Below are 22,036 nucleotides of genomic sequence, written 5' to 3' on the forward strand. Positions count from 1 at the left end.
TTAGGCAGCCTGCTTGATATCGCGCAGGGTCACATCGAACGTCACGTCTTCACCCGCGAGCGGGTGGTTGCCGTCGGCCTTGATCGCCTCGTCGCCCACTTCGAGGATGTAGAGCGTCATTGGCTGGCCATCCGGGCTCTGCGCGTTCAGCGCCATGCCCGGCTGCGGGGCGGGCTCGGGCGGCAGGTTGGCGCGCGGAATGTCGATCACCAGTTCTTCGCTGCGCGGACCGAAAGCATTGTCGCTGGCGATATCGACGCTCTTGCTGTCGCCGACTTCCATATTGGTCAGCGCTTCCTCGATCTGCGGGAAGATCTGGCCGGCGCCGAGCTGGACCTGCTGGGGGCCTGCTTCCTCGGTATTGCCGACAACTTCGCCGTCGCCGCGCTTGAGGACGTAGTCGATGGTTACGGTGTCACCGTTGCTGGGAGTAGTCATGGATATCCTCTGAATTTCGTGTTCGCGGCGCGGGGGAGGTGCGCCGTCAGGAACAGCACCCGCGAACCGGGAGCCTCCCGACCCATGTGGGAACCGAGGCGCGATGAGTCAAATACAGTCCAGTATAGGCGTCGCAGATCCCGTCATGGATAGAGCTAGCGCCGCTCGAAGCTTGTGAACCCTTTGCAGTCGACCTCGCGGCAATCGATCCGCTCCACACGGGCGCGGGTAGGGCCTTCCCCCATCGCTTCGATCAGGCGTTTGACCGCATGCAGCTCGCCTTCGACATGCGCCTCCACGGTCCCCTCGGGCAGATTGCGCACCCAGCCATGAAGCCCAAGTTCGCGTGCGGTTTCCACGGTCCAGGCGCGATAAAACACGCCCTGGACCGTGCCGAGGAGAAGGAGGTGTCGTGCAACCATGATTGCAACATAGCGTATAACCGCGCGATTTGCATGGTGGCAAAGGCCGCATCTCCCTCGGCGTCGAAGGCGGATCAGTGCAGCAGGGCAGGCCTCACGTCCTGTACATTCGTGGTAGGGACCGGGGCACCGGCGTGGGTGCGGAAGTGCCCGGCTTCCTCGGCTAGCACAGTCACTTCGGACGCCAGCTGGCGCGAGGCCGCCGAAGTTTCTTCGACCATGGCCGCATTCTGCTGCGTCGAGTTGTCCATGTCGCTGACAGCCGTGACGATTTCCGAAATTGCCGAGGCTTGTGCCTGATTGTCTGCTGCCATCGTTTCGAGCAGTTGATTCACATTGCCGACGCTCGAGGAAATCTGTTCGAGCGCCTCATCCACTCGCTTCACGGTTCCAACGGCATTACCCACTTCTTCCTGCGTGGTGGTGAGCTGCTCGCGTGCCGAGCCCGCTTCTTCTTCCGCCCGCATCGCGAGCGCTGAGACGAGATCGGCGACCACTGCGAAGCCGCGTCCCGCTTCACCCGCCCGGCCAGCTTCGACCGCAGCGTTCATCGCGAGCACGCGAGTCTGGAAAGCGATTTTGTCCAGCCCTTCGATCACCGTGTCGATGCCTTCGGCGCTTTCCTGAACACGGCCCATCGCCTGCATGGCCTGCTCGGCCAGCGAGCGTCCATCGTGTACGACCCCATTGGCTTCGTTGGCGCTTTTTGCTGTATCCTTGGCAGCGGCAGCGCCGCGGGAAATACGGTCATTCATTTGAGCGAGCGCTGCCGAGGTCTGTTCGAGGCTGGCGGCATTCGACTCGGTACGACGCGCCAGTGATTCGGAACTCTGCGCGATCTCGCCGGAGCTCATGCGGATCGAAGTAGTTCCCTTGACCACGTTTTCGATCAGCGTGCGCAGTGATTTGACGGCGTCATTGTAGTTCGATTTCAAAGCGGCATAGGCAGGGGGATAGTCAGCGGTCACCTCGGCCGTCAGATCGCCTGCGGCGAGCGCCGATAGCCCGTCGGCGAGTGTATCGGTGACCATCTTCTGCTCGCGCGCAGTGATTGCTGCTGCGGCTCGTTCCTTCTCGAGAACCGCGTTCAGGAAGGCGTCGACAGCGCGCGCCATGTCACCGATCTCGTCTTTCTGTTCGAGGTGGGGTAACTGCCCATCGCCCGACTTGGCGAGGCCATGCACCACATTCGACAGATTGGTGATCGGGTGGACAACCTTGCGGGTGACGATGAAGATGGAGAAAGCAATCGCCACGACAGCCAGAATGGCGAGCACAACTACAATGGTCAGCGAGAAATTAGTGTCTTCCAAGGCACGCTCTGTCACCGAGCTCGCGATGTCGATCTGCATTCCGGATAATTCCGTAATCGTCTCCGAAAGCGGATCGATGGTCTGATAGAGATCGCGCTCGACGAACCGCCTCAGCGCTTCGGAGTTACCAGAGTCCAGAATCGCTTCGAGCTTGACGACCGCGGCGTCCGCGGTCGCCATCTGCGCTTCGGCCTGCTTCGCAAGCCGCTCTTCTTCACCATCGATGCTGGTGGCGCGATAAGACTTCCATGCTTCGTCGATCGCGGTGGTGCCTGCCCGAACGTTATCTGCCGCTTCGTCGTAGCCGACATTCCCGTTCAAGGCCTTGTGTGCGTTGTCGACGATGAGAACGGCATAGGTATCGGCGACTGTCTTCAGGTCTTCAAGCGGCTCGACACGATCGACCAGGATGGTCGAAAGCGCCGCCTCATTTGTGCGCGCTGTGTGATAGAAGGCGGCGGCTAAGGCGAGCAGGGCGGCGCTAAGTATGGCCAGGCAGGCAAAAAGCTTACGCTTAAGGGTCATCCGGAGGTCTCATCTCACGTTGCAGGAGGGATCGCTAAGACCCCATTCTAGACAGCAGAAGGACGGTTCCGGATCGCCGATCGGATTTTCTTGTTTCGGTGACAGATTATTCGATATGCAGACAACTTCACTGTTGCCCGCTTAAAGACAATTCCTTGCTTTCGGCGTCACCGATCATGAAAATCGTCTTGGGTACTCTTTGTATTAATGGGTGCCGGTGCAAGCTACGCGCGGTTAGGCACGTATCGATCCTCTATCGATTCAACCAAGGCGCATCTGGCGACCAGAATATGATGTCTGCGCCCAAGTAGTCGCGAGCGAAGGCGATGAATTCCTCCCGCGTGAAGGTCTCGCCCGTTTCGGGATTGGTATAGGTAAGGGTCGGTTCCTGGATCGCCATGGCGATGAGCGGAAGGGTTTCCTTGTGCTTGTTGAACCAGGGATAGCTGTTTTTCATCTGGCCTTGTCGATACGGCACGATATCCGGCCCTCCGACACCAAGCCCGAGCGTGTCAGCCATGGCGAACGCCCGCTCCATGTAACGGTGATCGTTATTCCATTCGCAGGGCCAGAAGTTGATATATTGGACAACCTGCGTCTTGCTAAAGGCGGCACGCAGCGCAGCCATATTGTCCAGTGCCGCGAAGAAATACTCGTCGCAGGAGAAAACGCCCGGTTGTTCTTCCCCGCCGATTGGATCGTAAGCGCTTTCGGGAAGGTTTATCCCGTAAAGCCGCCCATCGAACCGCTCGGCCAATTCAACCAGCAGGCTTTGAAATCGCGATCGCACGTAAGGGTTCCACTGCTTCGTGGTCCAGCCCTGGCCGACGGGCTCGCCTTCTCCGGGATTGTCGAATTGCCGTGCGAGCCCACCATCGTACTTGGGATCGCTAAGAATATAATCGGGTACGCGCCGCGCGGTTGGCGAAAAGAAGCGGTCCTGAACTTGGACGAACAGCTGGCGATCTTGGCGATCAAGTGTCGCGAGATCATCTTCGATGTCCGTGAAATCGTAGATGCCTTCTTCCGGCTCGAGAGCGCGCCAGGAATAGACCTTTTGCACGCCCTCGACATCAGGTCGTGCGATTAGCTGGGAATGCTCATCCAGATCATCGCCGCCGAGAAAGACGAAGTTCCTTGGTTCTTCAGCGGAGGCGTTGACTGCCAGCCCCAGTAAAAGAACGAGACCCAGTAATGCGCGAATGAACATAGCGACCGTCCCTCCTTGAAGAGGAAGTATTCGCATGACACTCAGCGTGTTGTAAAACAGATTTCAAATTGTGCCAGAGTACTTACGCTTTTAAAACGCTTGGTGATCCAGAGCGCTTTCATAGATCTGGCACGCAACCATCCCGAATCATAATCCGGCATTCCCACCTGTGCGGGAATGCCGGAATTAGCGTTTACCGAGTCAGCTTCTTGTAGCTCACCCGGCTCGGACGGTCCGCCGCATCGCCGAGACGGCGGCGCTTGTCTTCTTCGTAGGCTTCGAAGTTGCCCTCGAACCATTCGACGTGGCTATCGCCTTCGAAGGCGAGGATGTGGGTGGCCAGACGGTCGAGGAAAAAGCGGTCATGGCTGATGACCACGGCGCAGCCGGCGAAGTTCTCGATCGCCTCTTCCAGCGCGCCCAGCGTTTCCACGTCGAGGTCGTTGGTCGGTTCGTCCAGCAGTAGGACGTTGCCACCCTCCTTCAGCATCTTGGCCATATGCACGCGGTTGCGTTCACCGCCCGACAGCTTGCCGACGTTCTTCTGTTGGTCCGCACCCTTGAAGTTGAACGCGCCGACATAGGCACGGGTCGAGGCATCGTGGCCGTTGACTTTCATGTAGTCGAGGCCGTCGGAGATCTCTTCCCAGACATTGTTCTTGGGGTTCAGATGGTCGCGGCTCTGGTCGACATAGCCGAGGTGGACGGTCGAACCGATTTCCACGGTACCGCTGTCGGGTTCTTCCTTGCCGGTCAGGATCTTGAACAGCGTGGACTTACCCGCGCCGTTGGGGCCGATCACACCGACGATGCCGCCCGGGGGGAGCATGAAGCTGAGGTTTTCGAACAACAGCTTGTCGCCATAGGCCTTGGTGATGTTGTTGGCCTCGATCACCTTGCCGCCCAGACGTTCGGGCACTTGGATGACGATCTGCGCCTTGCCGGGCTTGCGGTTCTGCTGCTCTTCCTGGAGCTGTTCGAACTTGCGCACACGCGCCTTGGACTTGGTCTGGCGCGCGCTGGGCGTCTGCCGGATCCATTCGAGTTCGCGGGACAGCGCCTTTGAGCGGCCCGAATCCTCGCGGCTTTCCTGCTCGAGACGCTTGGCCTTCTTCTCCAGATAGGTCGAATAATTGCCTTCGTAGGGATAGTAGGATCCGCGGTCGAGTTCGAGGATCCATTCCACCACGTTATCGAGGAAGTAGCGATCGTGGGTGATCATCAGCACCGCACCCGCATATTCTTTTAGGTGGTTTTCCAGCCACTGGACCGACTCTGCGTCCAGGTGGTTGGTCGGTTCGTCCAGCAGCAGGATGGAAGGCTTCTGGATCAGCAGGCGGGTAAGCGCGACACGGCGCTTCTCGCCGCCCGAAAGATCGGTGACGGGCCAGTCGCCCGGCGGGCAGCGCAGCGCTTCCATCGCGACTTCGAGCTGGTTGTCGAGCGTCCAGCCGTCGACCGCGTCGATCTTGTCCTGCAATTCGGCCATCTCGGTGCTCAGCGCGTCGAAATCGGCGCCTTCCTCGCCCATTTCCATACCGATCGCATTGAAGCGTTCGACCATGTCGGCGGTTTCGCGCGCACCGTCCTTGACGTTTTCGAGCACGGTCTTGCTTTCGTCGAGCTCGGGCTCCTGCTCCAGATAGCCGACAGTGATGTTTTCGCCCGGCCATGCTTCGCCGGTGAAATCCTTGTCGATGCCGGCCATGATCTTGATCAGCGTCGACTTACCCGCGCCGTTGGGACCCACGATGCCGATCTTCGCGCCCTGATAGAACTGCAGGTTGATGTTGCTGAGCACCGGCTTCGGAGCACCGGGGAAAGTCTTGGTCATGTCCTTCATGACAAAGGCGTATTGCGCGGCCATCGGGCGAATCCTTGGAATTGATCTGAAAGAATGGGAAAGTTGGTGGCGCAGATAGTCGCCACAGCGCCAATGGGCAAGGTTCAGGGTAGATAAGACAGGGCTTGGCTTTGCCGCTGGGAATGATAGCAAGCCGCTCCATGACCAGATCGCTCATCGCGCTTGCCGCACTTTCGCTCTCCGTTCCCGCAGCCGCCGACCGTGCCGACCACGCGCTGGAAAGCGATACGATCGCCTGGGATTTCGTCGAAGGACTGACGACGGAAATCGGCCCGCGCATGCCGGGCACCGAGCAGGAGGCGCGGGCACGCGTCTGGGCCATGGACTGGCTGCGCGCCAACGGCTTCACCAATGTCGAGAACGAACCGTTCGATATGGAGACCTGGGTGCGCGGCACCGAAATGGCGGAGGTGGTTGCCCCTTACGCGCAGCCGATGGCGATTACCGCGCTATCGACCACGGCTTCCACCGGACCGCAGGGGATCGAGGCGGAGGTGGTCTACTTCCCTTCCTATGCCGATCTGCAAGCTGCCGCACCGGGTAGCCTGAAGGGCAAGATCGCTTTCGTCAGTCACCGGATGCGTGCCGCGCAGGATGGATCGCACTATGGCTTCGCCGGACCTGCGCGCTGGACGGCGCCGTCGCTCGCAGCCAGCAAGGGCGCGGTGGCAACCGTCATCCGCTCGGTCGGCACCGACAATCACCGTGTTCCGCATACCGGGACGACGACCTTTGCCGAAGGTGTCAGCCCCACGCCCGCAGGCGCGCTGTCCAATCCCGATGCCGATAATCTGGAGCGCATGTTCGCCCGCGCGAATGGCGAACCAATCCGCATGAAGCTGGTGATGACGCCGCGCGATCTGGGCATCACGAAAAGCGGCAATGTGGTCGGTGAGATCGTGGGCCGCGATCCGTCGCTGCCGCCCGTTCTGCTCGCCTGCCATCTCGACAGCTGGGACCTCGGAACCGGCGCGATCGACGATGGTGCCGGCTGCGCAATCGCGGCTGCTGCGGCTAGGCATGTCGCCGAGCAGGGCCAGCCCTTGCGCACCATCCGGGTACTGTTCGCCGGTGCCGAGGAAACAGGGCTGTGGGGATCGAGCGCCTATGCCGCTGCCCACGCGGGCGAACCGATCTTCGTCGGGCTGGAAAGCGATTTCGGCGCGGACCGGATATGGCGACTGGAAACCAACTTCACCCGGACCGATCCCGAACTCTTCGGCCAGCTGGCCAGTTCGGTGCAGCGCTTCGGCGTCGCACCTGCGGGCGGCGTGGCGACCGGCGGTGCCGATCTCAATGTGGTTCGCGAACAGAATGGCGCGTTGATCGACCTGCAGCAGGACGGGACGCGTTACTTCGACCTGCATCACACGGCCGATGACACGCTCGACAAGATCGATCCGGTGCAGTTGCGGCAAAATGTCGCCGTGTGGACGGCAGTGGTCGGGGTGATGGCTAACCACGCACAGTCGATCCGCCGCGAAGAGGCGAGCGAGCAGTAAGCTCCTCGCCCTCGGCACAGGTTCAGGCGGAAAATTCCCGGTTTATCAGGCGCGGCAGCAGCGCCAGTTGAAATGCTGCGCGCGCCAGCAGGAACAGGCTGAACGAGAGCCACAGGCCATGGCTGCCAAGCGGCCAGCTCAGCCACAGGGCCACTGCGTAAACCAAGCCCGCGCCGATCATCGTTAGCAGCAGGGACCGCGTCCAGCTGGCACCCACATAGATGCCGTCCAGCACGAAGCCCGCAAGGCCCGCAAACGGTATCACGATCAGCCACGGGGCCAGGTCCTGCGCCTGCAGGAGAACCGCTTCGGTCGCGGCGAAGCTGGCAAGGATCGGGTCCGCCAGCAGCGCGAAACCAGCTGCAAGAAGCGCCGCTGCCGCCATGCCGCGCCACAGGATCGCGCGGATATAGCCGGTAAAGCCCTTGCGATCGGCGGCACCGGCGCGTTCGCCGTTGAGGACCTGCGCGGCATTCTCGAATCCGTCGAGCAGTAAGGCGGTGAAGATGAACAGCTGGTAGAGGATGCCATTGGCGGCCAGCACCACCGCGCCGCGCTCTGCCGAAAGGCGGGTCAGCCCGGCCATGGCAACGACCAGCACCAGCGTGCGCAGGAAAAGGTCGCGATTGACGGAGAGGAAGGGCCGCAGGCCGGACAGGCTGGCAATCCCGCCCCGCCGCGCGCTTTCCAGGAGAGATTTGGCAGAGGCGCCGCCCAGCAATATGGCCGTCAGCAGCGCCAGCTTGGCGAATTCGGCAATGAAGCTCGACCAGCCGATCCCGGCGATTCCCCATTCCAGCCCGAGGGCGAACCACAGGCCCAGCCCGACATTGAGCAGATTGTAGAGCACTTCGACCGCCAGCACGGTCTTCATACGCCGCTGGCCAACGAGAAAGCCGATCGCAGCGAAATTGGCCATGACCGCCGGGGCGCTCCAGTAGCGGATATCCGCGTAAACATTCGCTGCCTCGCGCACCGCGCCAGTCGCGCCAAGGGCATCGAGCGCGAGTGGGAGCACGAGCGGTTTTGCCAGCAGGAGCAGCATCGCGATCGACAGCCCGACCAGCAAGCCGCGCAGCAGCACCATTGCCTGCGCCTGCGCGCCCGAGCGTGTGCCTGCCTGCGCCACCAGCCCGGTGGTGCCGGTCTTGAGGAAGTTCATGACAGTGAAGAGCACGGCAAACAGCCGCGCACCAACGTCGACCGCCCCTTGCGTGGGCGCATCGCCCAGCTGGCCGACGATCCACATGTCGCCGATGCCGATCAGCGCCGTGGCGACATTGGTCACCATCGCCGGCAGGGCGATCGCCCAGATGGCCCGCGTATCGAGCCGCGTTTCGGAAGACAGGAGGGCGGGGCCGGCGGTCAGGTCAGGCTCCTTGCGATCGATCGACGTGTGGTCGGGGAGACAAGATTCGAACTTGCGACCCCCTGTACCCAAAACAGGTGCGCTACCAGGCTGCGCCACTCCCCGACATTACGTCGATCTTCAAGCCGGACGGTTGGTAGGCCCGGCAGGACTCGAACCCGCGACCTAGCCGTTATGAGCGGCCAGCTCTAACCAACTGAGCTACGGGCCCCCAAGGAACCGTCCGTGAAGGCTCGAACCGCCGCCTAGCCGCGTGCGCCGTGAAGGGCAAGCCGCGAAAACACGCTTTTATCATCCTTCTTCATTTTGCGGTATGGAAACACGGTTCGCCGCAACGCGCAGCGGCAGCGAAAGCATCAGGCAATCGTCATGGCGCACGAGATCGCCGCCTGCCGATCGCGCCTCGGCCCGGGCTAGGCGGAGAGAAAAGCCGATTCCGAAGATTCCCGCGCTCAACGCGCCGCTGCCGCTCCGGGCCTCGACTGCAAAAATATCGACAGGATCGCGCAAAATGGCCGGTATGTCTGCGGCCAGTTCAAGTTGGCTACCTTCGGTTGCCAGATCGATTTTGATCGTTTCACCTGCGGCGACAGACCCGGCCAGTGTCGCCAGCATTCGCCATGCCAGCCGTTCGGCTTCGGTTTCGGCCAAACTCACCGGTGCGCGAAGATCGCCGAGGTCGGCTTCGATTCGCGCAACCTTCGGGCGCAGCACGGACTGCAACTGAGTCAGTTGAGTGCGCGCGACCTGCGCAAAATCGCACGTGCCCGGTTCGAGCTCGATCGTGCCTGCTTCCAGTCTCGCAAGGCGTTCCAGTTCCTCGAGACCTGCAAGGATATGAGCCGCATCGCCCGCGATGGTTGCGGCGATGGAACGATATTCGTGTGGCACCGGGCCGATGACCTGCTGCTGGATCATTTCCGCATAACCCTGCATCGCGTTCACCGGTGTGCGCAGCTCGTGAAGCAATTGCCTGAGACGATCCGCCTGCTCGCCGCTCGGATCCCCGGCATCCACTGGCCGGCGGAATAGCCCCTCATAGCCCAGAAACCGCCCGTTGCCCGTGTCGAATCGGGGATTGGCGTCGACCACCCAATCTCCTTCGATCAGCGGGGCACCGCGCAAAGCCACGAGGGTGTCGCGCATCTGCTTGCGCCGGGCGATCGCCTCGACGGTTCTTCCGGAGCCGAGCTTCTTAAGGTCAATTCCGAAGACCATGGGGAGGATGGCCGCTTCAGCCCATTCGATGCGACCTTCCGAATTGGCTTCGAAGAAAAAGTGGTCGAGATATTCCGGCGGCCTGGGTCTCTCGCGCCGCGTGCGAGGCTTTGCCGGCACCCCGGTTTGCGAAGGCGGCGTGCGTTCCTGCGAAAACGCTTCGATACGGGCGAGAAGGGCTTTTACGTCATCCTTGCCGGGAAGGGTCTTGGCCGGATCCTTGGCGGGCTGGGCCGACGCGGCTGGTGCTGGTGCGGCGGGCGCTTCGCGCTTGGGCACCTCTTGCACTGGCTCGGGAAGGGGCAGCGCCCTGTCCGATACGCCGAGCTGGTCGAGCACCCTCATCGCCTCCAGCGGCAAATCCTTGCGATAACGCAGAAAGCCCCGCGATCGGATTGGCAGCGCGGGGATGAGTTCGACCCATTCGCCGGGTGTCAGCTGCGCGCGCGAAAGTGCCGCCGCCGCGATATGCGGATGCTCTTCGCCGAACCATTTCACCAGGTCGGGATTGCGGAAGCGCCAGCCGTGTTCCCCGACCAGTGCCACCCGCTCCTGCAAAGGGATCTCGTCAGCCAACGCGATCAGACGGAGATAGGCTGCCGCTTCGAGCGCGGAATCCCCGCCCTCTGCCCGCTCGCCGAGCAGGTCGATCAGCTGCCGAAACTGCGTCTTCGCCGCACGCTCGCCGGATGCGCGCAGGCGCAGCACAGTGGCAAGGCGGTCGTCGAAATGCATTCTTTCTCCATGATCGCCGAACCGGCCGGTTAATTCCGCAGTGCACAATCGGCCCAGTGCTCTTAGCAGCAATTGGTAAACGGTCGTTTACGCAAAACCGTCCCGGTCGCCGTTGCAAAAGCATTCAATTGCTGGCAAACAAAATAATGTTAGCCATTCGGATCATTACGCCCCACCAACATTTCGTGTGCGGCTTATCTTTCGATAGGCGTATCTCTGGCTTGAGGAAAGACTGGCATGGCCAATATGGACGATATTGATCGTCGTTTGCTCGCCGAATTACAGGACGAGGGAAGAATAACCAATGTCGAGCTGGCGCATCGCGTCGGCCTGACCGCGCCGCCCTGCCTGCGCCGTGTGCGTGCGCTGGAGGAAGAGGGCGTCATCCGCGGCTATCACGCCGAACTCGACCCCTCGAAGCTCGGTTTCTCGATCACCGTTTTCGCCATGGTCAGCCTGAAGAGCCAGGCCGAAGATTCGCTGCGCGAATTCGAAGTGGCGATGAAGGATCTGCCAGAGGTGCGCGAAGTGCACATGCTCAATGGCGAGATCGATTTCATCATCAAGATCGTCAGCCGCGACCTGCAGAGCTTCCAAGAATTCCTGACCAGCAAGCTGACGCCCGCTCCCAATGTGGCCAGCGTGAAGACCTCGCTGACTATCCGCACCAGCAAGAACGATCCGGGCGTTCCGCTTTGATCGATGCGGTCTCGGGCCAGTGCCTGTGCGGCGCCGTGACGGTCGACCTGACCGGCGCCAACAGCACTCTCGAGATATGCCAATGCACCATGTGCCGCCGATGGGGCGGCGCTTTCTATGCCGCGATGACCGCCGAAAAAGCGGCGGTTACGGGCGAGGATAGCGTCACCGTCTACAATTCCAGCGCTTGGGCCGAGCGCGCCTCGTGCGGCACCTGCGGCAGCAGCTTGTGGTTCCGCTTCCTGCCCACGGGCAACCGCAGCTTTTCTGCCGGGCTGTTCGAAGATGCCGCGCAACTGCCGGTCGAAAAAGAGATCTTCGTCGACGAACGCGCCGACTGGTGCCGGATCGAGGGCGAACACCGCCGCATGACAGGCGACGAGATCATCGCCGAAGCCAAGGCCGCTGGGTTCACCTTCGATTAGATTGGGCTAGCAGCGCGGCTAGCCGCGAGGCCCTTTCAGACCTCGCGTTCCTTCAGCCATTCTTCCAGCCATTTGATCGAATAGTCGCCGCTCTTCACGTCGTCCTGTTCGAGCAGGGCCTGGTGCAGGGGCACGCTGGTCTTCACGCCTTCGATCACCATTTCTTCCAGCGCGCGCTTCAGGCGCATCATGCACCGTTCGCGGTCGCGGCCGTAGACGATGAGCTTGGCGATCATGCTGTCGTAATAGGGCGGGATCGAATAGCCGGCGTAGATGCCGCTATCCACGCGCACATGCATGCCGCCTGCCGCATGGTAATAGGTGATCTTGCCGGGGCTGGGCGCGAAGGTGAACGGGTCTTCCGCATTGATGCGGCATTCGATCGCATGACCGGTGAAGGTGATGTCCTCCTGCTTGCAGGACAGGTTCTTGCCGTCGGCCACGCGGATCTGTTCGCGCACCAGATCGATGCCGGTGATCATCTCGGTCACCGGATGTTCGACCTGCAGGCGGGTGTTCATCTCGATGAAATAGAACTCGCCGTTTTCCCACAGGAATTCGATCGTGCCCGCACCGCGATAGGCCATGTCGCGCATGGCCGAGGCGCAGACTTCGCCCATCCGCATCCGCTCTTCTTGGGTGATCACGGGCGAGGGCGCTTCTTCGAGCACCTTCTGATGGCGGCGCTGCAGCGAACAGTCACGTTCGCCCAGATGCACGGCATTGCCGCGCCCGTCACCGAACACCTGGAATTCGATATGGCGCGGATTGCCGAGATACTTCTCGATATAGACGGTGGCATCGCCGAAGGCGGCCTTCGCCTCGCTACCGGCCTGCTGCATCAGCGTTTCGAGCTGGTCTTCGCTTTCGCAGACCTTCATCCCGCGGCCGCCGCCGCCAGATGCCGCCTTGATGATGACGGGATACCCGATGTCCGCGCAGATCCGGCGCGCTTCGTCGTAATCCGAGACGGCACCATCGCTGCCCGGCACCAGCGGGAGTCCGAGCTTGCCAGCGGTCCGCTTGGCTTCGACCTTGTCGCCCATGGTGCGGATATGTTCGGGCTTGGGCCCGATCCAGGCAATGTCGTGCGCTTCCACGATCTCGGCGAATTTGGCGTTTTCCGACAGGAAGCCATAACCCGGGTGGATCGCATCGGCCTGCGCGATTTCGGCGGCCGAAATGATGTTGGCGACGTTGAGATAGCTGTCGCCAGCCGCCGGCGGGCCGATGCACACGGCATGATCGGCCAGGCGCACATGCATGGCATCGGCATCGGCGGTGGAATGCACCGCCACCGTCTCGATACCCATTTCATGTGCGGCGCGATGGATACGCAGCGCGATTTCGCCGCGATTGGCGATCAATATGCGTGAAATGCCCACGATCTGTACCTTATCCGACGACGACGAGCGGCTGGTCGAATTCCACCGGCTGCGCGTTTTCGACCAGGATCGATTTGACCGTGCCCGCCTTGTCGGCAGTGATCGGGTTCATGACCTTCATGGCTTCCACGATGAGGAGGGTCTGACCTTCCTTCACGCTGTCGCCGACCTTCACGAAGTCGGGCGCGCCCGGCTCCGCAGCGAGATAGACCGTGCCGACCATGGGCGATTTGATCGCACCGGCCGTGTCGGCCACTTCGGGCGCAGCATCGGCTGCGGGTGCTGCCGGGGCGGCGGGCGCCGCCGCTGCCATGGGGGCAGGGGCTACCGCAGCCATGGCCACGCCGCCGCCGCGCGATACGCGGATCTTGCGGTCGCCATCTTCCACTTCGATTTCGGTGAGCCCGGTTTCGCCCAGCATCTCTGCCAGTTCGCGTACGAGCGAGGTGTCGACATTCATGCCGGAGTTACCGGCGCCTTTGCGATCGGCCATGAAATGGTCCCTTGTTAGTTTTCGCTCGCGCCTATGCTACCCCTCGCCGCGCAAGACAAGGGGCTGGGCAGGGTTTTAGAGAGCCGCGGCCTTCTCCAACGCTACGGAATAGCTGCGCGCGCCGAGGCCTTTCACGCAATCCGCGGCGGCCATCCCGACATAGGACAGGTGGCGAAATTCCTCGCGCGTCTCCGGATCTGACAGGTGAACCTCGATCACCGGCACCGCGATCGCCTTGATCGCATCGAGCAGCGCGATCGAGGTGTGGGTATAGGCCGCAGCGTTCAGCAGCACGGCCTTGGCCTGCTGGCGGTTGGCGTCATGCAGCCAGTCGATCAGCTGGCCTTCGTGATTGGTCTGGTGAAAACTGATTGCCAGCCCCAGCCCCTCGGCCTGTTTGGCCAACATTTCCTCGATATCGGCCAGCGTCTGATGCCCGTAAATCTCCGGCTCGCGCTGGCCGAGGAGGTTGAGATTGGGGCCGTTGAGAACGAATACGGTGTCGGTCATGCCCGCGCTATGAAAGCAGGGCGCGACGGCTTCAACATGTTTCGGTTTGGACGGGGGGCTAGCGGGGTGGAGGGCCGGGCTCGAGAAGCCGAGGGAAGGTCCAGAGACTGAGCAGGAAGAGGGGGTAGATCGCAAGCTGTTGCGGATGTTCAATCCCATGATACCTCTGCGAGGCATTTAGAAAAGGGGGCACCAATGACTCGCAGCCGACACATAAGATGGTCCGGCGTTTTTTCGGCGGCCCTGTTTTTGTGCTCCTGCTCCACGACCCATCGGGTGGACTCCGACCGAGGACGAGACCTGGTTATCACGGAGGATATCGACAGGTTCTGGGAAGCCTATGACGCGGTGCGCGCGGAAACCGACGAACGCCGCCAGCAGGAATTGGTATCCGAGCTGTATCTGGATCGCGGCAGTCCCGGTTTGCATGCGATGAACAGAGCGCGATCGTATCGGAGTTCTGAATATCTCTACGCAATGCAGAACTACACCCAGTATCTCGACGCGGTTCGGGCAAATACGCTGGAAGCAAGCCGATATAGCCGACAGATTTCCGATGCCCTTGAGAAATTCAGGGCGGTCTATCCGGATGCCCGCGATGTACCTGTTTATTTCGTGATCGGCGCGTTCCGGGCCGGCGGCACCGCAAACGACGGTAAGCTTCTGATCGGTGCGGAGCTGGCGATGGCATCGAGCAACACCCCGACGCACGAGTTTGGCGAAAAGCTGGCCCACCTTCCCGCCTACATACAAAGCGGCCCTATCGATAATCTCATCGACCTGAACGTGCATGAATATGTGCATACGCAGCAGCGCTCGACAGGTGGCGTTGATTTGCTGTCGCAGGCTCTGTTCGAAGGCGTTGCGGAATATCTCTCCACAGCCGCGATCGGTCGTCCGTCCCGGCAGCCGGCAATCGCCTATGGGACAGAAAATCGCGCCGCCGTGCTGGCCGCGTTCCAACGGGATATCGCTCTGTCGGATTGGGATGACTGGATCTGGAACGATGCGGACAATCCATTCGCCACGCGCGATCTCGGATATTTCGTCGGCTATGCAATTGCTCGCTCCTACGTCGAAGCCGCGCCAAACAAATCTGCTGCTATCAGTCGCCTGATCGAACTGGACTATTCCAGCGCATGCGAAGTTGCCGACGTGGTCGACACCGCTGCGGTTTTCGATGAAGATGTCGCGCGCATGCGTCCGGATACCGACTATGGCACCTGTGGCTAGGCGACGCCGGTCCTATTGAGGCGCCTTAGCAGTGGGTGTCTATTGCTCAGCTAAAGACCGGAGTGCGGGTGTAGCGCCAGTGCCAACTTTGCGCCTCATGCAAGCTTCTACAGGTGTGGAAGGCATTGCCTGAAAGCGGTTACGATCTTTTTCGTTATTTCAGCTGCGATGGCTGTTGTGGGACGCCATTGCGGAAACTTTGTTGGATGCACCCTAAAATCTCGGCGTCATAATGCGACGTCGACAGTCACCCTTGGTTGATTTGTGGAAGAACTCGCGAACCCCGAATAACGAGGTTGAAGAAATTTTGTCTTCAATTACTGGTGGCAAGCATTGCCTTAGTAATGGGCTAATTTGACGGGGGTTAAAATGAGGGTCGCCGCTTTTATGGCATCCATTTCGGGTGCCGTGTTTCTTACGTCTTGTGGAGGTGGTGATGGTTCAAGCCCCCCAGTTTCGGGACCGCCTCCTGTTCCGACGCTTTCGGTAACGCTTTCAGAGAATTCAGCTGACATATCCATCTCGGAAGGGGAAAGCGCTGAATTTGGCTTTGATGCATCCTATACAGGTTCGTCCTCGGATAGCGTCATCGCAGATGTGGCTGTTGGCGGTCAAAGATATATACTGAAAGGCGCGCCGGTAGCCTCAGGCAAGACCTTTTCGGTCAATTTTGAAACAATCCCATTTCCTACAGGTGGTCTCTCCAGCAGCGAGATCGTATTTCGCCTCTGCAAAACTGCAACTTGCGAAACGGTTTATCCAGGCTCCACCAAGCGGTTTACTGTCAATCTCGATGTGAGTGTAAACGACTGGGCGACGTTCCAAAGAGATAACGCGCATACGGGCTACGTGCCAGTACGCTTCGATCCCGCTCGCTTCACGAAGGCTTGGGAATGGACGGATACTTTTACTGCTGGAAGGATACGTCCTCCCGCGGCCTCTGAGGGAAAGGTGCTGATCGTTACAGCTCGTGACGGTGGTTCCGCTTACGCCGGCACCGCACGCCTCAAGGCTTTCGAGACATCCTCCGGCAAGGAGATCTGGTCATACGATATGGGTGACCAGTTTCACGCCAGCGGTCCGTCGATCTCTAATGAACTCGTTCATGTGACTTCGATGCGTTCGTCGAGTTCGTCGAATCCCCAATGGGTCTTCAATCTGGGCTCCGGAACATTCAAAAACCAGATGTCGTTTGCTGCACAATGGACTGACTTCAACCAGCCGGTGGCCGATGGCAACGAAGTGTATGTAGCAGCTGGATACTATGGCAGCGTGATCTATGGATACGATGCCGACGCCGGAACTCAGAAGTGGGTCACAGAACGGACGGGCGGCGCAGTCTGGGGCGGCCAGAGCATGGCACTGGATGATACCCATGCTTATTATTATTCCGGCACCGCTCTGGATCAGGTCGAACGTGCTACCGGAAAGATCGTGAAAAGTATCGCGGATCCGGAGTACGTTACATACACCTACGATTACGCGGCCGGACCAGTGCTCGATGGGAAAGGCAACGTTTTCCTGTTTTCCGGAGACAAGCGGTTCGAAGGAAGCAACAAGATCGTCGCCATGTCGCTCGCAACGGGCTCGATAAAATGGCGAAGCGCAGCCGAATATTCGACAGCCTTCGCGCTGGCCGATGGCACGATCTATGCGGTTCGCAGCGACGCTCGCGTATTATCCGCGATCAACTCGGAAAATGGCAAGGTTTTATGGTCGACGCCACTCCCCGGTAGTGATGTCCTGCTGGGAAATGTGATCGCAACCGAAAACCTGATTTTCGTGTCCTCGGCATCTCAAACCTGGGCAATAGATCGCAAGGACCAGGATCACTCCGTGATTTGGGAGGCCCCTACCGGTGGAAGATTGGCGATCACCCCAGATAGCTATCTGCTTACCACCGGCCAGCGAGGTAACAGCCGACTGACGGCATACAAGCTGTTTTAGGGTCAACTCTGAAAAATGTTCGCGACACAGCTTCGAGTCCCTCGAAGCTGTGTTTCGCGAGCGATCCTGTATGGAGCTTATGCTACAGCTGAGGCGCGCGATCGTGCCGGTGACGTGCTAGCTTTAGCGACAGCCTCCCACCTCAATCCCTGCTGTAAATCCGATTTTCCTACACAGGACCTTTCTGTCATTCCCAGACGGACGACCGAGCCTAAATCGAAAGGAGGCGGAATGAAGCGGATGCAGTTGATGGGCACGAGAACCCCAGCACTGCTTCGAGCGGAAGTTGACACCTGTCCGAGCCAAAATTTGCTAAAAACCCCAGAAGGATGGGCATGGCGAGGGAAAGGAGAGTTTTCTATTCACCCCCTGTCGGTGTCACCCGGCGTGGCCGGTTTGAGGAGCGTAAAAACTCACTCAGATTCCCATGATGGTTCTCAAAGGCCACGATAAATGGCACTTATACAGCTGATCGGTGCGTTGATGACTAGCTGCCCAGAGTAATTCTAGCGGAGCTCTGAGGATTGTTTCGTTGCAGCGAAGAGGCGGAACGAGTTCGCCCCTGCTATGATCGATATCGCATACGAAGGCCCGCCAGAACCTGACGGCCCTTGTCTCTAACGAAGCAAAGTGTGCTGGTTGCGCGAAGATTTACGAACCGAAGTATCGCGCCTTCAGTTCGGCGATGTCAGACCGCATGTCAGCGCGATCTTCCGGCGAGAGCGCGCCGCCGCTTTCCTCCTCGAGTGAAAGGTACTTCTGCAACAGTCGGGTTCGCTCGACGCGGTACTCCCGTGCTGTGTCGATGGAACCCTTCGGGACGCCTGCAGTGCCCTGAGGCGAAAGCGCACCGAACTCGGGCGCGGCGTATGTGAGCGGGGCAAGCGTCGGATCGGGAGCGCCAGGATTTGCGCTTACCCCGGCTGCGATCATCCCGGATAGCACACATGCTGCCAATACCATTCTATTCATCGCAAGATCCTTTCCATGCCTGGGATGATGAACAGATCAATCCGAACCTGTCGCTAAGTTGAACAAGCATTTGTTCGAAGGATCCTAGCTTGGACCGTACATTCGATTTTCCTACACTGAACATTTTTGAGAAAACATCCGGGTGACGGAGGTTGGTGAGAAGGGGCAATGGCGTGAGCGCTGATGGTGGGCCGGAGAACCCCGGCACTGCATCGAGCGGAAGTTGACAAGCGCCCACTCCAGAACTTGCTAAGAATCCGAGGAAAGCGGGCTTGGCGAGGGGGAGGGGAGTTTTCTAGTCACCTCCCTGTCGGTGTCACCCGGCGAGGAGTGTTCGAAGTGACCGGGGGTCTGCGAACGCAGTGAAAGTCATTTGTCGGATGTCGGAGCGAATCCTACCGGCCGCCTTCAAGCGCAAACTTGAGGGACCGGACACGCAGCCCGGTCCCCTGGAGCGGCCATGTAATTAACGCGCGTTGTAGGCGATCTGGCGGGCACGCCGCTTTTCGAGCTGGGCGTGTGCCTTTTCGGTGACGTCGGCGAGGCACTCCTTGTCGAGGATGCGTCCCGAGGTCGTGACCGAGGTCGGCACTTCGCACGCACGCTTGGCGGCGGCAGCTATCCGCAGCTGCATTTGTTCGAAATGGGCCGGGTTCGACAGGTCCAGATCCGCGTGGGAGATACGGACTTCGACCGGGTTTTGCTTGGCGGCCAAGGGTACGGCGGAAATGCACAGGACCGAACCTATGGCAGGGATAATCAGGCGGCGCATAATCGTTCTCCTGAAGAGTGATTGATGTGAGCGGCCTCCCAAGACTTACACCCGGATTGTGCAGCGCAGCATTTCCTTTCGCAAGTGCAAAAAATCCGGTGTGAGGTGCGTGAAACGCAACAGCGGAATTGTCATGCAACTCGCCTGCTGACGCACTACCGCACGCCATTCGGCGAAGGGTCTAGTCGTGTGCGGCTATCGGAATGATCCACCTGCCGTTCGCGCGGTCGATGCGCCCCCCGGCTTCCTCGGTCACGGCGCGGTCCACGATGGCGAGGCTGCGTTCGCCCATGGCGGCGAAATCGTCATAGCCGTCGTTCGGGAAGCCCTGGCGCGTGCGGTGGATGTGGAAGCTGCCCGACAGCGGCGTGCCGAAGGCTTCCTCGATCGCCGCGCGACCCATGATCGAGCCGATCAGCCCGCCCCAGGTGGCGGTGGGGTTGTCCGAATCCCAGCCGGCCAACGTGCCGATGCGGATCGTGTCGCGCAGGTCGCCCTCGCCGTAGAAATAGCTGACCAGTCCCGCCGCGAAGTTGATGCCGCCGGCAAAGCAGCCGTTGCAATAGAGCCCGCGCGAGGAGATGTCGTAGCCGTCCTGCATGTCGACCTGATAGCGCTGGTAGACTGCATCGCGCGCCTGCTCCCACGTGGCGCCGCTCTCGTATTCGGCGAGCACGAAGCGGTACATCGCCCGCGGATATTCGCCTTCGGGCAGAAGCGCGGCGGCCTCTTCGGCAATGGCGCGCAATTGCGGGCCGAGCGGGCGCTGCGGATCGACCTTGGCGGACAGGGCGTGCAGCGCGACATGGAAGCGGGCGATATCCGCCGCCTCTCCGCGCGCGGCGGTGCGGATGGGCAGGTCGGCCATGCGCAGCGCGACATCGGGGCGGCCGGGCGCGAACAGGCCGAAGATCTCGGTCGAAAGCTGGGCGTCGATCATGTCCCAATGCTCGTTGAGTTTGGGGTCGGATGTTTCGGGCGGCAGCGTACCGGCCAGCATCAGGTCGTGCGCGCGCTGGTTGGAGACCCACAGATAGTTCTGATAGCCGGTCTCGTCCGTGCCATAGGGCGTGGGCTTGGCCTCGTCATAGATGTGGTCGATCCACGCCTGCCGGATCTGCTCGGGCGTGAGGATGCTGGTCCGGTGCTTCAGCAGCGCGTCCTGATAGATGTATTCGATATCGGTATCGTCATCCGCGCCCCAGCTCTCGCCCGGCGTGCGCAGGACGAAATCGATGGTGGGCGAGATGGGGCTGGGCTTGCCCGGATCGAAGATGCTCGGCTGGTCGGGCTGGCCCCAGTCCTCGCGCGTGTAGAATTCGCCATGCGGCCCGTCGCCGCCGATCTTGTCCATTTCGGTGACGAGGCCGGTCCAGTTCGCGATGCTCTGCCCCAGCCAGAACCCTTCCATCCGGCGGGCATAGGCAGCGCGGTCGATTTCAAGGGGGGCGATTAGCGCCGTGGCTCCCGCCTGTGGGGCCGAGACCGGCTCGACAGTGGCACAGCCCGCCAACAACACTGGCAGCAGAACAGGCAGGGCGGGCAAAATCAGTCGACGCACAATCTCTCTCCTCCACAGGAACAATTGGCGGCGTTTCATGTCTACGCCGCTCGCCCTGTTCTTATTACGCGGCGGTGTAGCGAAGGGCGCACCTTACGCAAAGGGAGAGTTGTGATCGTTCACAATTGCGTGAACGCGGTATTTTGCTCAGCTCTGCTGCGCGCTTTCATCCGCGTCCGGATGCGATGCCTGCCCGCCGCCCCATTTTACCGGGATGCGCAGGTAGGTGACGCCGTTATCCTGCGCCTCCTCGAACCGGCCGGCGCGGATATTCACTTGGATCGAGGGGAGCAGCAGCTTTGGCACCGCGAGCCCTGCGTCGCGCGTTTCGCGCAGCGCTACGAACGTATCCTCGTCCTTGCCTTCGCCGACATGGACATTGGTGCGCAATTGTTCGCCCACCGTGGTTTCCCAGCGATATTCGTCGCGCCCCGGCGCCTTGTAATCGTGACACAGGAACAGCCGCGTATCTTCCGGCAGCGCGAGCAGGCGGCGGATCGAGCGGTAGAGAGTGCGCGCATCGCCGCCCGGGAAATCGGCGCGGGCGGTGCCGAAATCGGGCATGAACAGCGTATCGCCGACGAATGCGGCATCGCCGATCAGATAGGCGACATCGGCAGGGGTGTGGCCGGGCACATGGAGCACATTGACTTCAAGCTCGCCGATGGCGAACCGGTCCCCGTCTTCGAACAGGCGGTCGAAGTCGGAACCGTCGGTGGCCAGGTCGTCCATCGCGAAGACCGGGCGGAAGATCTTCTGCACATCCTTGATCCGCGCGCCGATGCCGATCCACGCGCCGGTGCGCGCCTTGATGAATGGGGCTGCAGAGAGGTGGTCCGCATGGGCATGCGTCTCCAGCACCATTGCGATGGTCCAGTCACCGTCTTGGGCAAAGGTGAGGATGCGCTCTGCCGAACGGGTGTCGGCTTCTCCGCTGGCCAGATCGAAATCGAGCACCGGGTCGATCACGGCGGCGATGCGCGTTGAGGGATCGCCGACCAGATAGCTGATCGTATTCGTCGGTTCGTCGAAGAAGGCTTCAATTACGGGGTTGGTCATCTTTTCGCTCCGTTAGGCCTTGCTAATATATAAGGGCATGCTAAATTAGCAAGTACTTAAGGAGGCGTGCCCATGTTGCACTCGATGGATCTCAGAACGTTCGAAGCCAAGGCCGGCAAGGTGGCCGATACGCTCAAGGCGATGGGCAATGGCCGGAGGCTGATGCTGCTGTGCAAGCTCGTCGAACATGGCGAAATGACGGCGAGCGATCTGGCCAAGGAAGTCGGCCTGTCGCAACCGGCCTGTTCGCAGCATCTGGCAAGGATGCGCGACGAGGGCCTCGTCTCCTACAGGCGCGAGAGCCAGATGCTGTGGTACACGATTGCCGATCCACGCGTCGAAACGCTGCTTGCGCTGCTGTACCAGCTTTATTGCAAGGACTGA

Annotated in this window: 20 protein-coding genes and 2 tRNA genes; 6 read left to right on the forward strand and 16 right to left on the reverse strand. The window is 60.7% G+C overall.

Annotation, left to right across the window (positions count from 1 at the left end):
* The 5 genes from ACYQ0G_RS00500 to ettA form a co-directional block, all read right to left on the reverse strand.
* Window positions 1–438: an FKBP-type peptidyl-prolyl cis-trans isomerase gene (locus ACYQ0G_RS00500; protein WP_460098217.1), complete on the reverse strand. Its 438-nt coding sequence runs from the start codon at window positions 436–438 to the stop codon at window positions 1–3.
* A 155-nt stretch (window positions 439–593) separates the two neighbouring features.
* Entirely contained in the window at window positions 594–860 is a 267-nt protein-coding gene (locus tag ACYQ0G_RS00505) for an acylphosphatase (RefSeq protein WP_460098218.1), read from the reverse strand.
* A gap of 74 nt (window positions 861–934) precedes the next feature.
* Window positions 935–2,698, reverse strand: coding sequence for a methyl-accepting chemotaxis protein (locus ACYQ0G_RS00510; RefSeq protein ID WP_460098221.1), 1,764 nt, complete (start codon window positions 2,696–2,698; stop codon window positions 935–937).
* 253 nt (window positions 2,699–2,951) lie between these two features.
* Window positions 2,952–3,908 (reverse strand): hypothetical protein, encoded by a 957-nt coding sequence (locus ACYQ0G_RS00515; protein ID WP_460098224.1) that lies wholly within the window; start codon window positions 3,906–3,908, stop codon window positions 2,952–2,954.
* Window positions 3,909–4,101: 193 nt separating this feature from the next.
* Window positions 4,102–5,775, reverse strand: a complete 1,674-nt coding sequence (gene ettA, locus ACYQ0G_RS00520; protein WP_460098227.1) for an energy-dependent translational throttle protein EttA — start codon at window positions 5,773–5,775, stop codon at window positions 4,102–4,104.
* Window positions 5,776–5,912: 137 nt separating this feature from the next.
* Here ettA and ACYQ0G_RS00525 point away from each other — a divergent pair, with 137 nt between their 5' ends.
* The gene (locus tag ACYQ0G_RS00525) at window positions 5,913–7,274 is read left to right on the forward strand and encodes a M20/M25/M40 family metallo-hydrolase (RefSeq protein ID WP_460098230.1); all 1,362 of its coding nucleotides are present in this window, start codon (window positions 5,913–5,915) and stop codon (window positions 7,272–7,274) included.
* A 22-nt stretch (window positions 7,275–7,296) separates the two neighbouring features.
* Here ACYQ0G_RS00525 and ACYQ0G_RS00530 read toward each other — a convergent pair whose 3' ends face one another.
* The 4 genes from ACYQ0G_RS00530 to ACYQ0G_RS00545 form a co-directional block, all read right to left on the reverse strand.
* Window positions 7,297–8,565, reverse strand: a complete 1,269-nt coding sequence (locus ACYQ0G_RS00530) for an MATE family efflux transporter (protein WP_460098233.1) — start codon at window positions 8,563–8,565, stop codon at window positions 7,297–7,299.
* A 106-nt stretch (window positions 8,566–8,671) separates the two neighbouring features.
* Window positions 8,672–8,748: transfer RNA gene (locus tag ACYQ0G_RS00535), tRNA-Pro, on the reverse strand.
* A 29-nt stretch (window positions 8,749–8,777) separates the two neighbouring features.
* Window positions 8,778–8,854 (reverse strand) — tRNA-Ile (locus ACYQ0G_RS00540).
* Between the two features lie 80 nt (window positions 8,855–8,934).
* Window positions 8,935–10,596, reverse strand: a complete 1,662-nt coding sequence (locus tag ACYQ0G_RS00545; protein WP_460098236.1) for a sensor histidine kinase — start codon at window positions 10,594–10,596, stop codon at window positions 8,935–8,937.
* Between the two features lie 237 nt (window positions 10,597–10,833).
* Between ACYQ0G_RS00545 and ACYQ0G_RS00550 the strand changes: the two genes are divergently transcribed.
* Window positions 10,834–11,295 (forward strand): Lrp/AsnC family transcriptional regulator, encoded by a 462-nt coding sequence (locus ACYQ0G_RS00550; RefSeq protein WP_221541934.1) that lies wholly within the window; start codon window positions 10,834–10,836, stop codon window positions 11,293–11,295.
* Window positions 11,292–11,720 carry a GFA family protein gene (locus ACYQ0G_RS00555; RefSeq protein WP_460098239.1) on the forward strand — a complete coding sequence of 143 codons (429 nt, stop codon included), beginning with the start codon at window positions 11,292–11,294 and terminating at the stop codon, window positions 11,718–11,720. Before ACYQ0G_RS00550 ends, ACYQ0G_RS00555 begins: the two co-directional genes overlap by 4 nt.
* Before the next feature lie 35 nt (window positions 11,721–11,755).
* Here ACYQ0G_RS00555 and accC read toward each other — a convergent pair whose 3' ends face one another.
* The 3 genes from accC to aroQ form a co-directional block, all read right to left on the reverse strand.
* Window positions 11,756–13,105, reverse strand: coding sequence for an acetyl-CoA carboxylase biotin carboxylase subunit (gene accC, locus ACYQ0G_RS00560; RefSeq protein WP_460098242.1), 1,350 nt, complete (start codon window positions 13,103–13,105; stop codon window positions 11,756–11,758).
* A gap of 10 nt (window positions 13,106–13,115) precedes the next feature.
* Window positions 13,116–13,598 (reverse strand): acetyl-CoA carboxylase biotin carboxyl carrier protein, encoded by a 483-nt coding sequence (accB, locus tag ACYQ0G_RS00565; protein WP_460098245.1) that lies wholly within the window; start codon window positions 13,596–13,598, stop codon window positions 13,116–13,118.
* Window positions 13,599–13,673: 75 nt separating this feature from the next.
* Window positions 13,674–14,108: a type II 3-dehydroquinate dehydratase gene (aroQ, locus tag ACYQ0G_RS00570; protein ID WP_460098247.1), complete on the reverse strand. Its 435-nt coding sequence runs from the start codon at window positions 14,106–14,108 to the stop codon at window positions 13,674–13,676.
* A gap of 276 nt (window positions 14,109–14,384) precedes the next feature.
* Between aroQ and ACYQ0G_RS00575 the strand changes: the two genes are divergently transcribed.
* Window positions 14,385–15,341: a DUF2268 domain-containing putative Zn-dependent protease gene (locus ACYQ0G_RS00575; protein ID WP_460098248.1), complete on the forward strand. Its 957-nt coding sequence runs from the start codon at window positions 14,385–14,387 to the stop codon at window positions 15,339–15,341.
* 369 nt (window positions 15,342–15,710) lie between these two features.
* On the forward strand, window positions 15,711–17,288 hold the full coding sequence (locus ACYQ0G_RS00580) for an outer membrane protein assembly factor BamB family protein (protein WP_460098250.1): 1,578 nt from the start codon (window positions 15,711–15,713) through the stop codon (window positions 17,286–17,288).
* 651 nt (window positions 17,289–17,939) lie between these two features.
* On the opposite strand, the gene ACYQ0G_RS00585 is transcribed toward ACYQ0G_RS00580, so the two are convergent.
* The 4 genes from ACYQ0G_RS00585 to ACYQ0G_RS00600 all read right to left on the reverse strand — a co-directional run bounded on the left by ACYQ0G_RS00585 (window position 17,940) and on the right by ACYQ0G_RS00600 (window position 21,652).
* Window positions 17,940–18,260, reverse strand: a complete 321-nt coding sequence (locus ACYQ0G_RS00585; protein ID WP_460098252.1) for a hypothetical protein — start codon at window positions 18,258–18,260, stop codon at window positions 17,940–17,942.
* Window positions 18,261–18,726: 466 nt separating this feature from the next.
* Window positions 18,727–19,032 carry a UrcA family protein gene (locus ACYQ0G_RS00590; protein WP_460098254.1) on the reverse strand — a complete coding sequence of 102 codons (306 nt, stop codon included), beginning with the start codon at window positions 19,030–19,032 and terminating at the stop codon, window positions 18,727–18,729.
* 181 nt (window positions 19,033–19,213) lie between these two features.
* Complete coding sequence (locus ACYQ0G_RS00595) at window positions 19,214–20,593, reverse strand: ADP-ribosylglycohydrolase family protein (RefSeq protein ID WP_460098256.1); 1,380 nt, start codon at window positions 20,591–20,593, stop codon at window positions 19,214–19,216.
* Between the two features lie 147 nt (window positions 20,594–20,740).
* Window positions 20,741–21,652 carry an MBL fold metallo-hydrolase gene (locus ACYQ0G_RS00600; protein WP_460098258.1) on the reverse strand — a complete coding sequence of 304 codons (912 nt, stop codon included), beginning with the start codon at window positions 21,650–21,652 and terminating at the stop codon, window positions 20,741–20,743.
* Window positions 21,653–21,724: 72 nt separating this feature from the next.
* Here ACYQ0G_RS00600 and ACYQ0G_RS00605 point away from each other — a divergent pair, with 72 nt between their 5' ends.
* The gene (locus ACYQ0G_RS00605) at window positions 21,725–22,036 is read left to right on the forward strand and encodes an ArsR/SmtB family transcription factor (RefSeq protein ID WP_460098260.1); all 312 of its coding nucleotides are present in this window, start codon (window positions 21,725–21,727) and stop codon (window positions 22,034–22,036) included.

It is taken from the genome of Qipengyuania triglochinis (assembly GCF_054655615.1).

Excerpts from the sequence above, each read along its gene's own strand:
- ettA (WP_460098227.1), bottom strand. The coding sequence starts at position 5,775 with ATGGCCGCGCAATACGCCTTTGTCATGAAGGACATGACCAAGACTTTC.
- ACYQ0G_RS00590 (WP_460098254.1), bottom strand. The coding sequence starts at position 19,032 with ATGCGCCGCCTGATTATCCCTGCCATAGGTTCGGTCCTGTGCATTTCC.
- ACYQ0G_RS00580 (WP_460098250.1), top strand. The coding sequence starts at position 15,711 with ATGAGGGTCGCCGCTTTTATGGCATCCATTTCGGGTGCCGTGTTTCTT.
- ACYQ0G_RS00585 (WP_460098252.1), bottom strand. The coding sequence starts at position 18,260 with ATGAATAGAATGGTATTGGCAGCATGTGTGCTATCCGGGATGATCGCA.
- ACYQ0G_RS00545 (WP_460098236.1), bottom strand. The coding sequence starts at position 10,596 with ATGCATTTCGACGACCGCCTTGCCACTGTGCTGCGCCTGCGCGCATCC.
- ACYQ0G_RS00600 (WP_460098258.1), bottom strand. The coding sequence starts at position 21,652 with ATGACCAACCCCGTAATTGAAGCCTTCTTCGACGAACCGACGAATACG.
- ACYQ0G_RS00505 (WP_460098218.1), bottom strand. The coding sequence starts at position 860 with ATGGTTGCACGACACCTCCTTCTCCTCGGCACGGTCCAGGGCGTGTTT.
- ACYQ0G_RS00510 (WP_460098221.1), bottom strand. The coding sequence starts at position 2,698 with ATGACCCTTAAGCGTAAGCTTTTTGCCTGCCTGGCCATACTTAGCGCC.
- ACYQ0G_RS00515 (WP_460098224.1), bottom strand. The coding sequence starts at position 3,908 with ATGTTCATTCGCGCATTACTGGGTCTCGTTCTTTTACTGGGGCTGGCA.
- ACYQ0G_RS00525 (WP_460098230.1), top strand. The coding sequence starts at position 5,913 with ATGACCAGATCGCTCATCGCGCTTGCCGCACTTTCGCTCTCCGTTCCC.
- aroQ (WP_460098247.1), bottom strand. The coding sequence starts at position 14,108 with ATGACCGACACCGTATTCGTTCTCAACGGCCCCAATCTCAACCTCCTC.
- ACYQ0G_RS00530 (WP_460098233.1), bottom strand. The coding sequence starts at position 8,565 with ATGGTGACCAATGTCGCCACGGCGCTGATCGGCATCGGCGACATGTGG.
- accB (WP_460098245.1), bottom strand. The coding sequence starts at position 13,598 with ATGGCCGATCGCAAAGGCGCCGGTAACTCCGGCATGAATGTCGACACC.
- ACYQ0G_RS00500 (WP_460098217.1), bottom strand. The coding sequence starts at position 438 with ATGACTACTCCCAGCAACGGTGACACCGTAACCATCGACTACGTCCTC.
- ACYQ0G_RS00605 (WP_460098260.1), top strand. The coding sequence starts at position 21,725 with ATGTTGCACTCGATGGATCTCAGAACGTTCGAAGCCAAGGCCGGCAAG.
- ACYQ0G_RS00550 (WP_221541934.1), top strand. The coding sequence starts at position 10,834 with ATGGCCAATATGGACGATATTGATCGTCGTTTGCTCGCCGAATTACAG.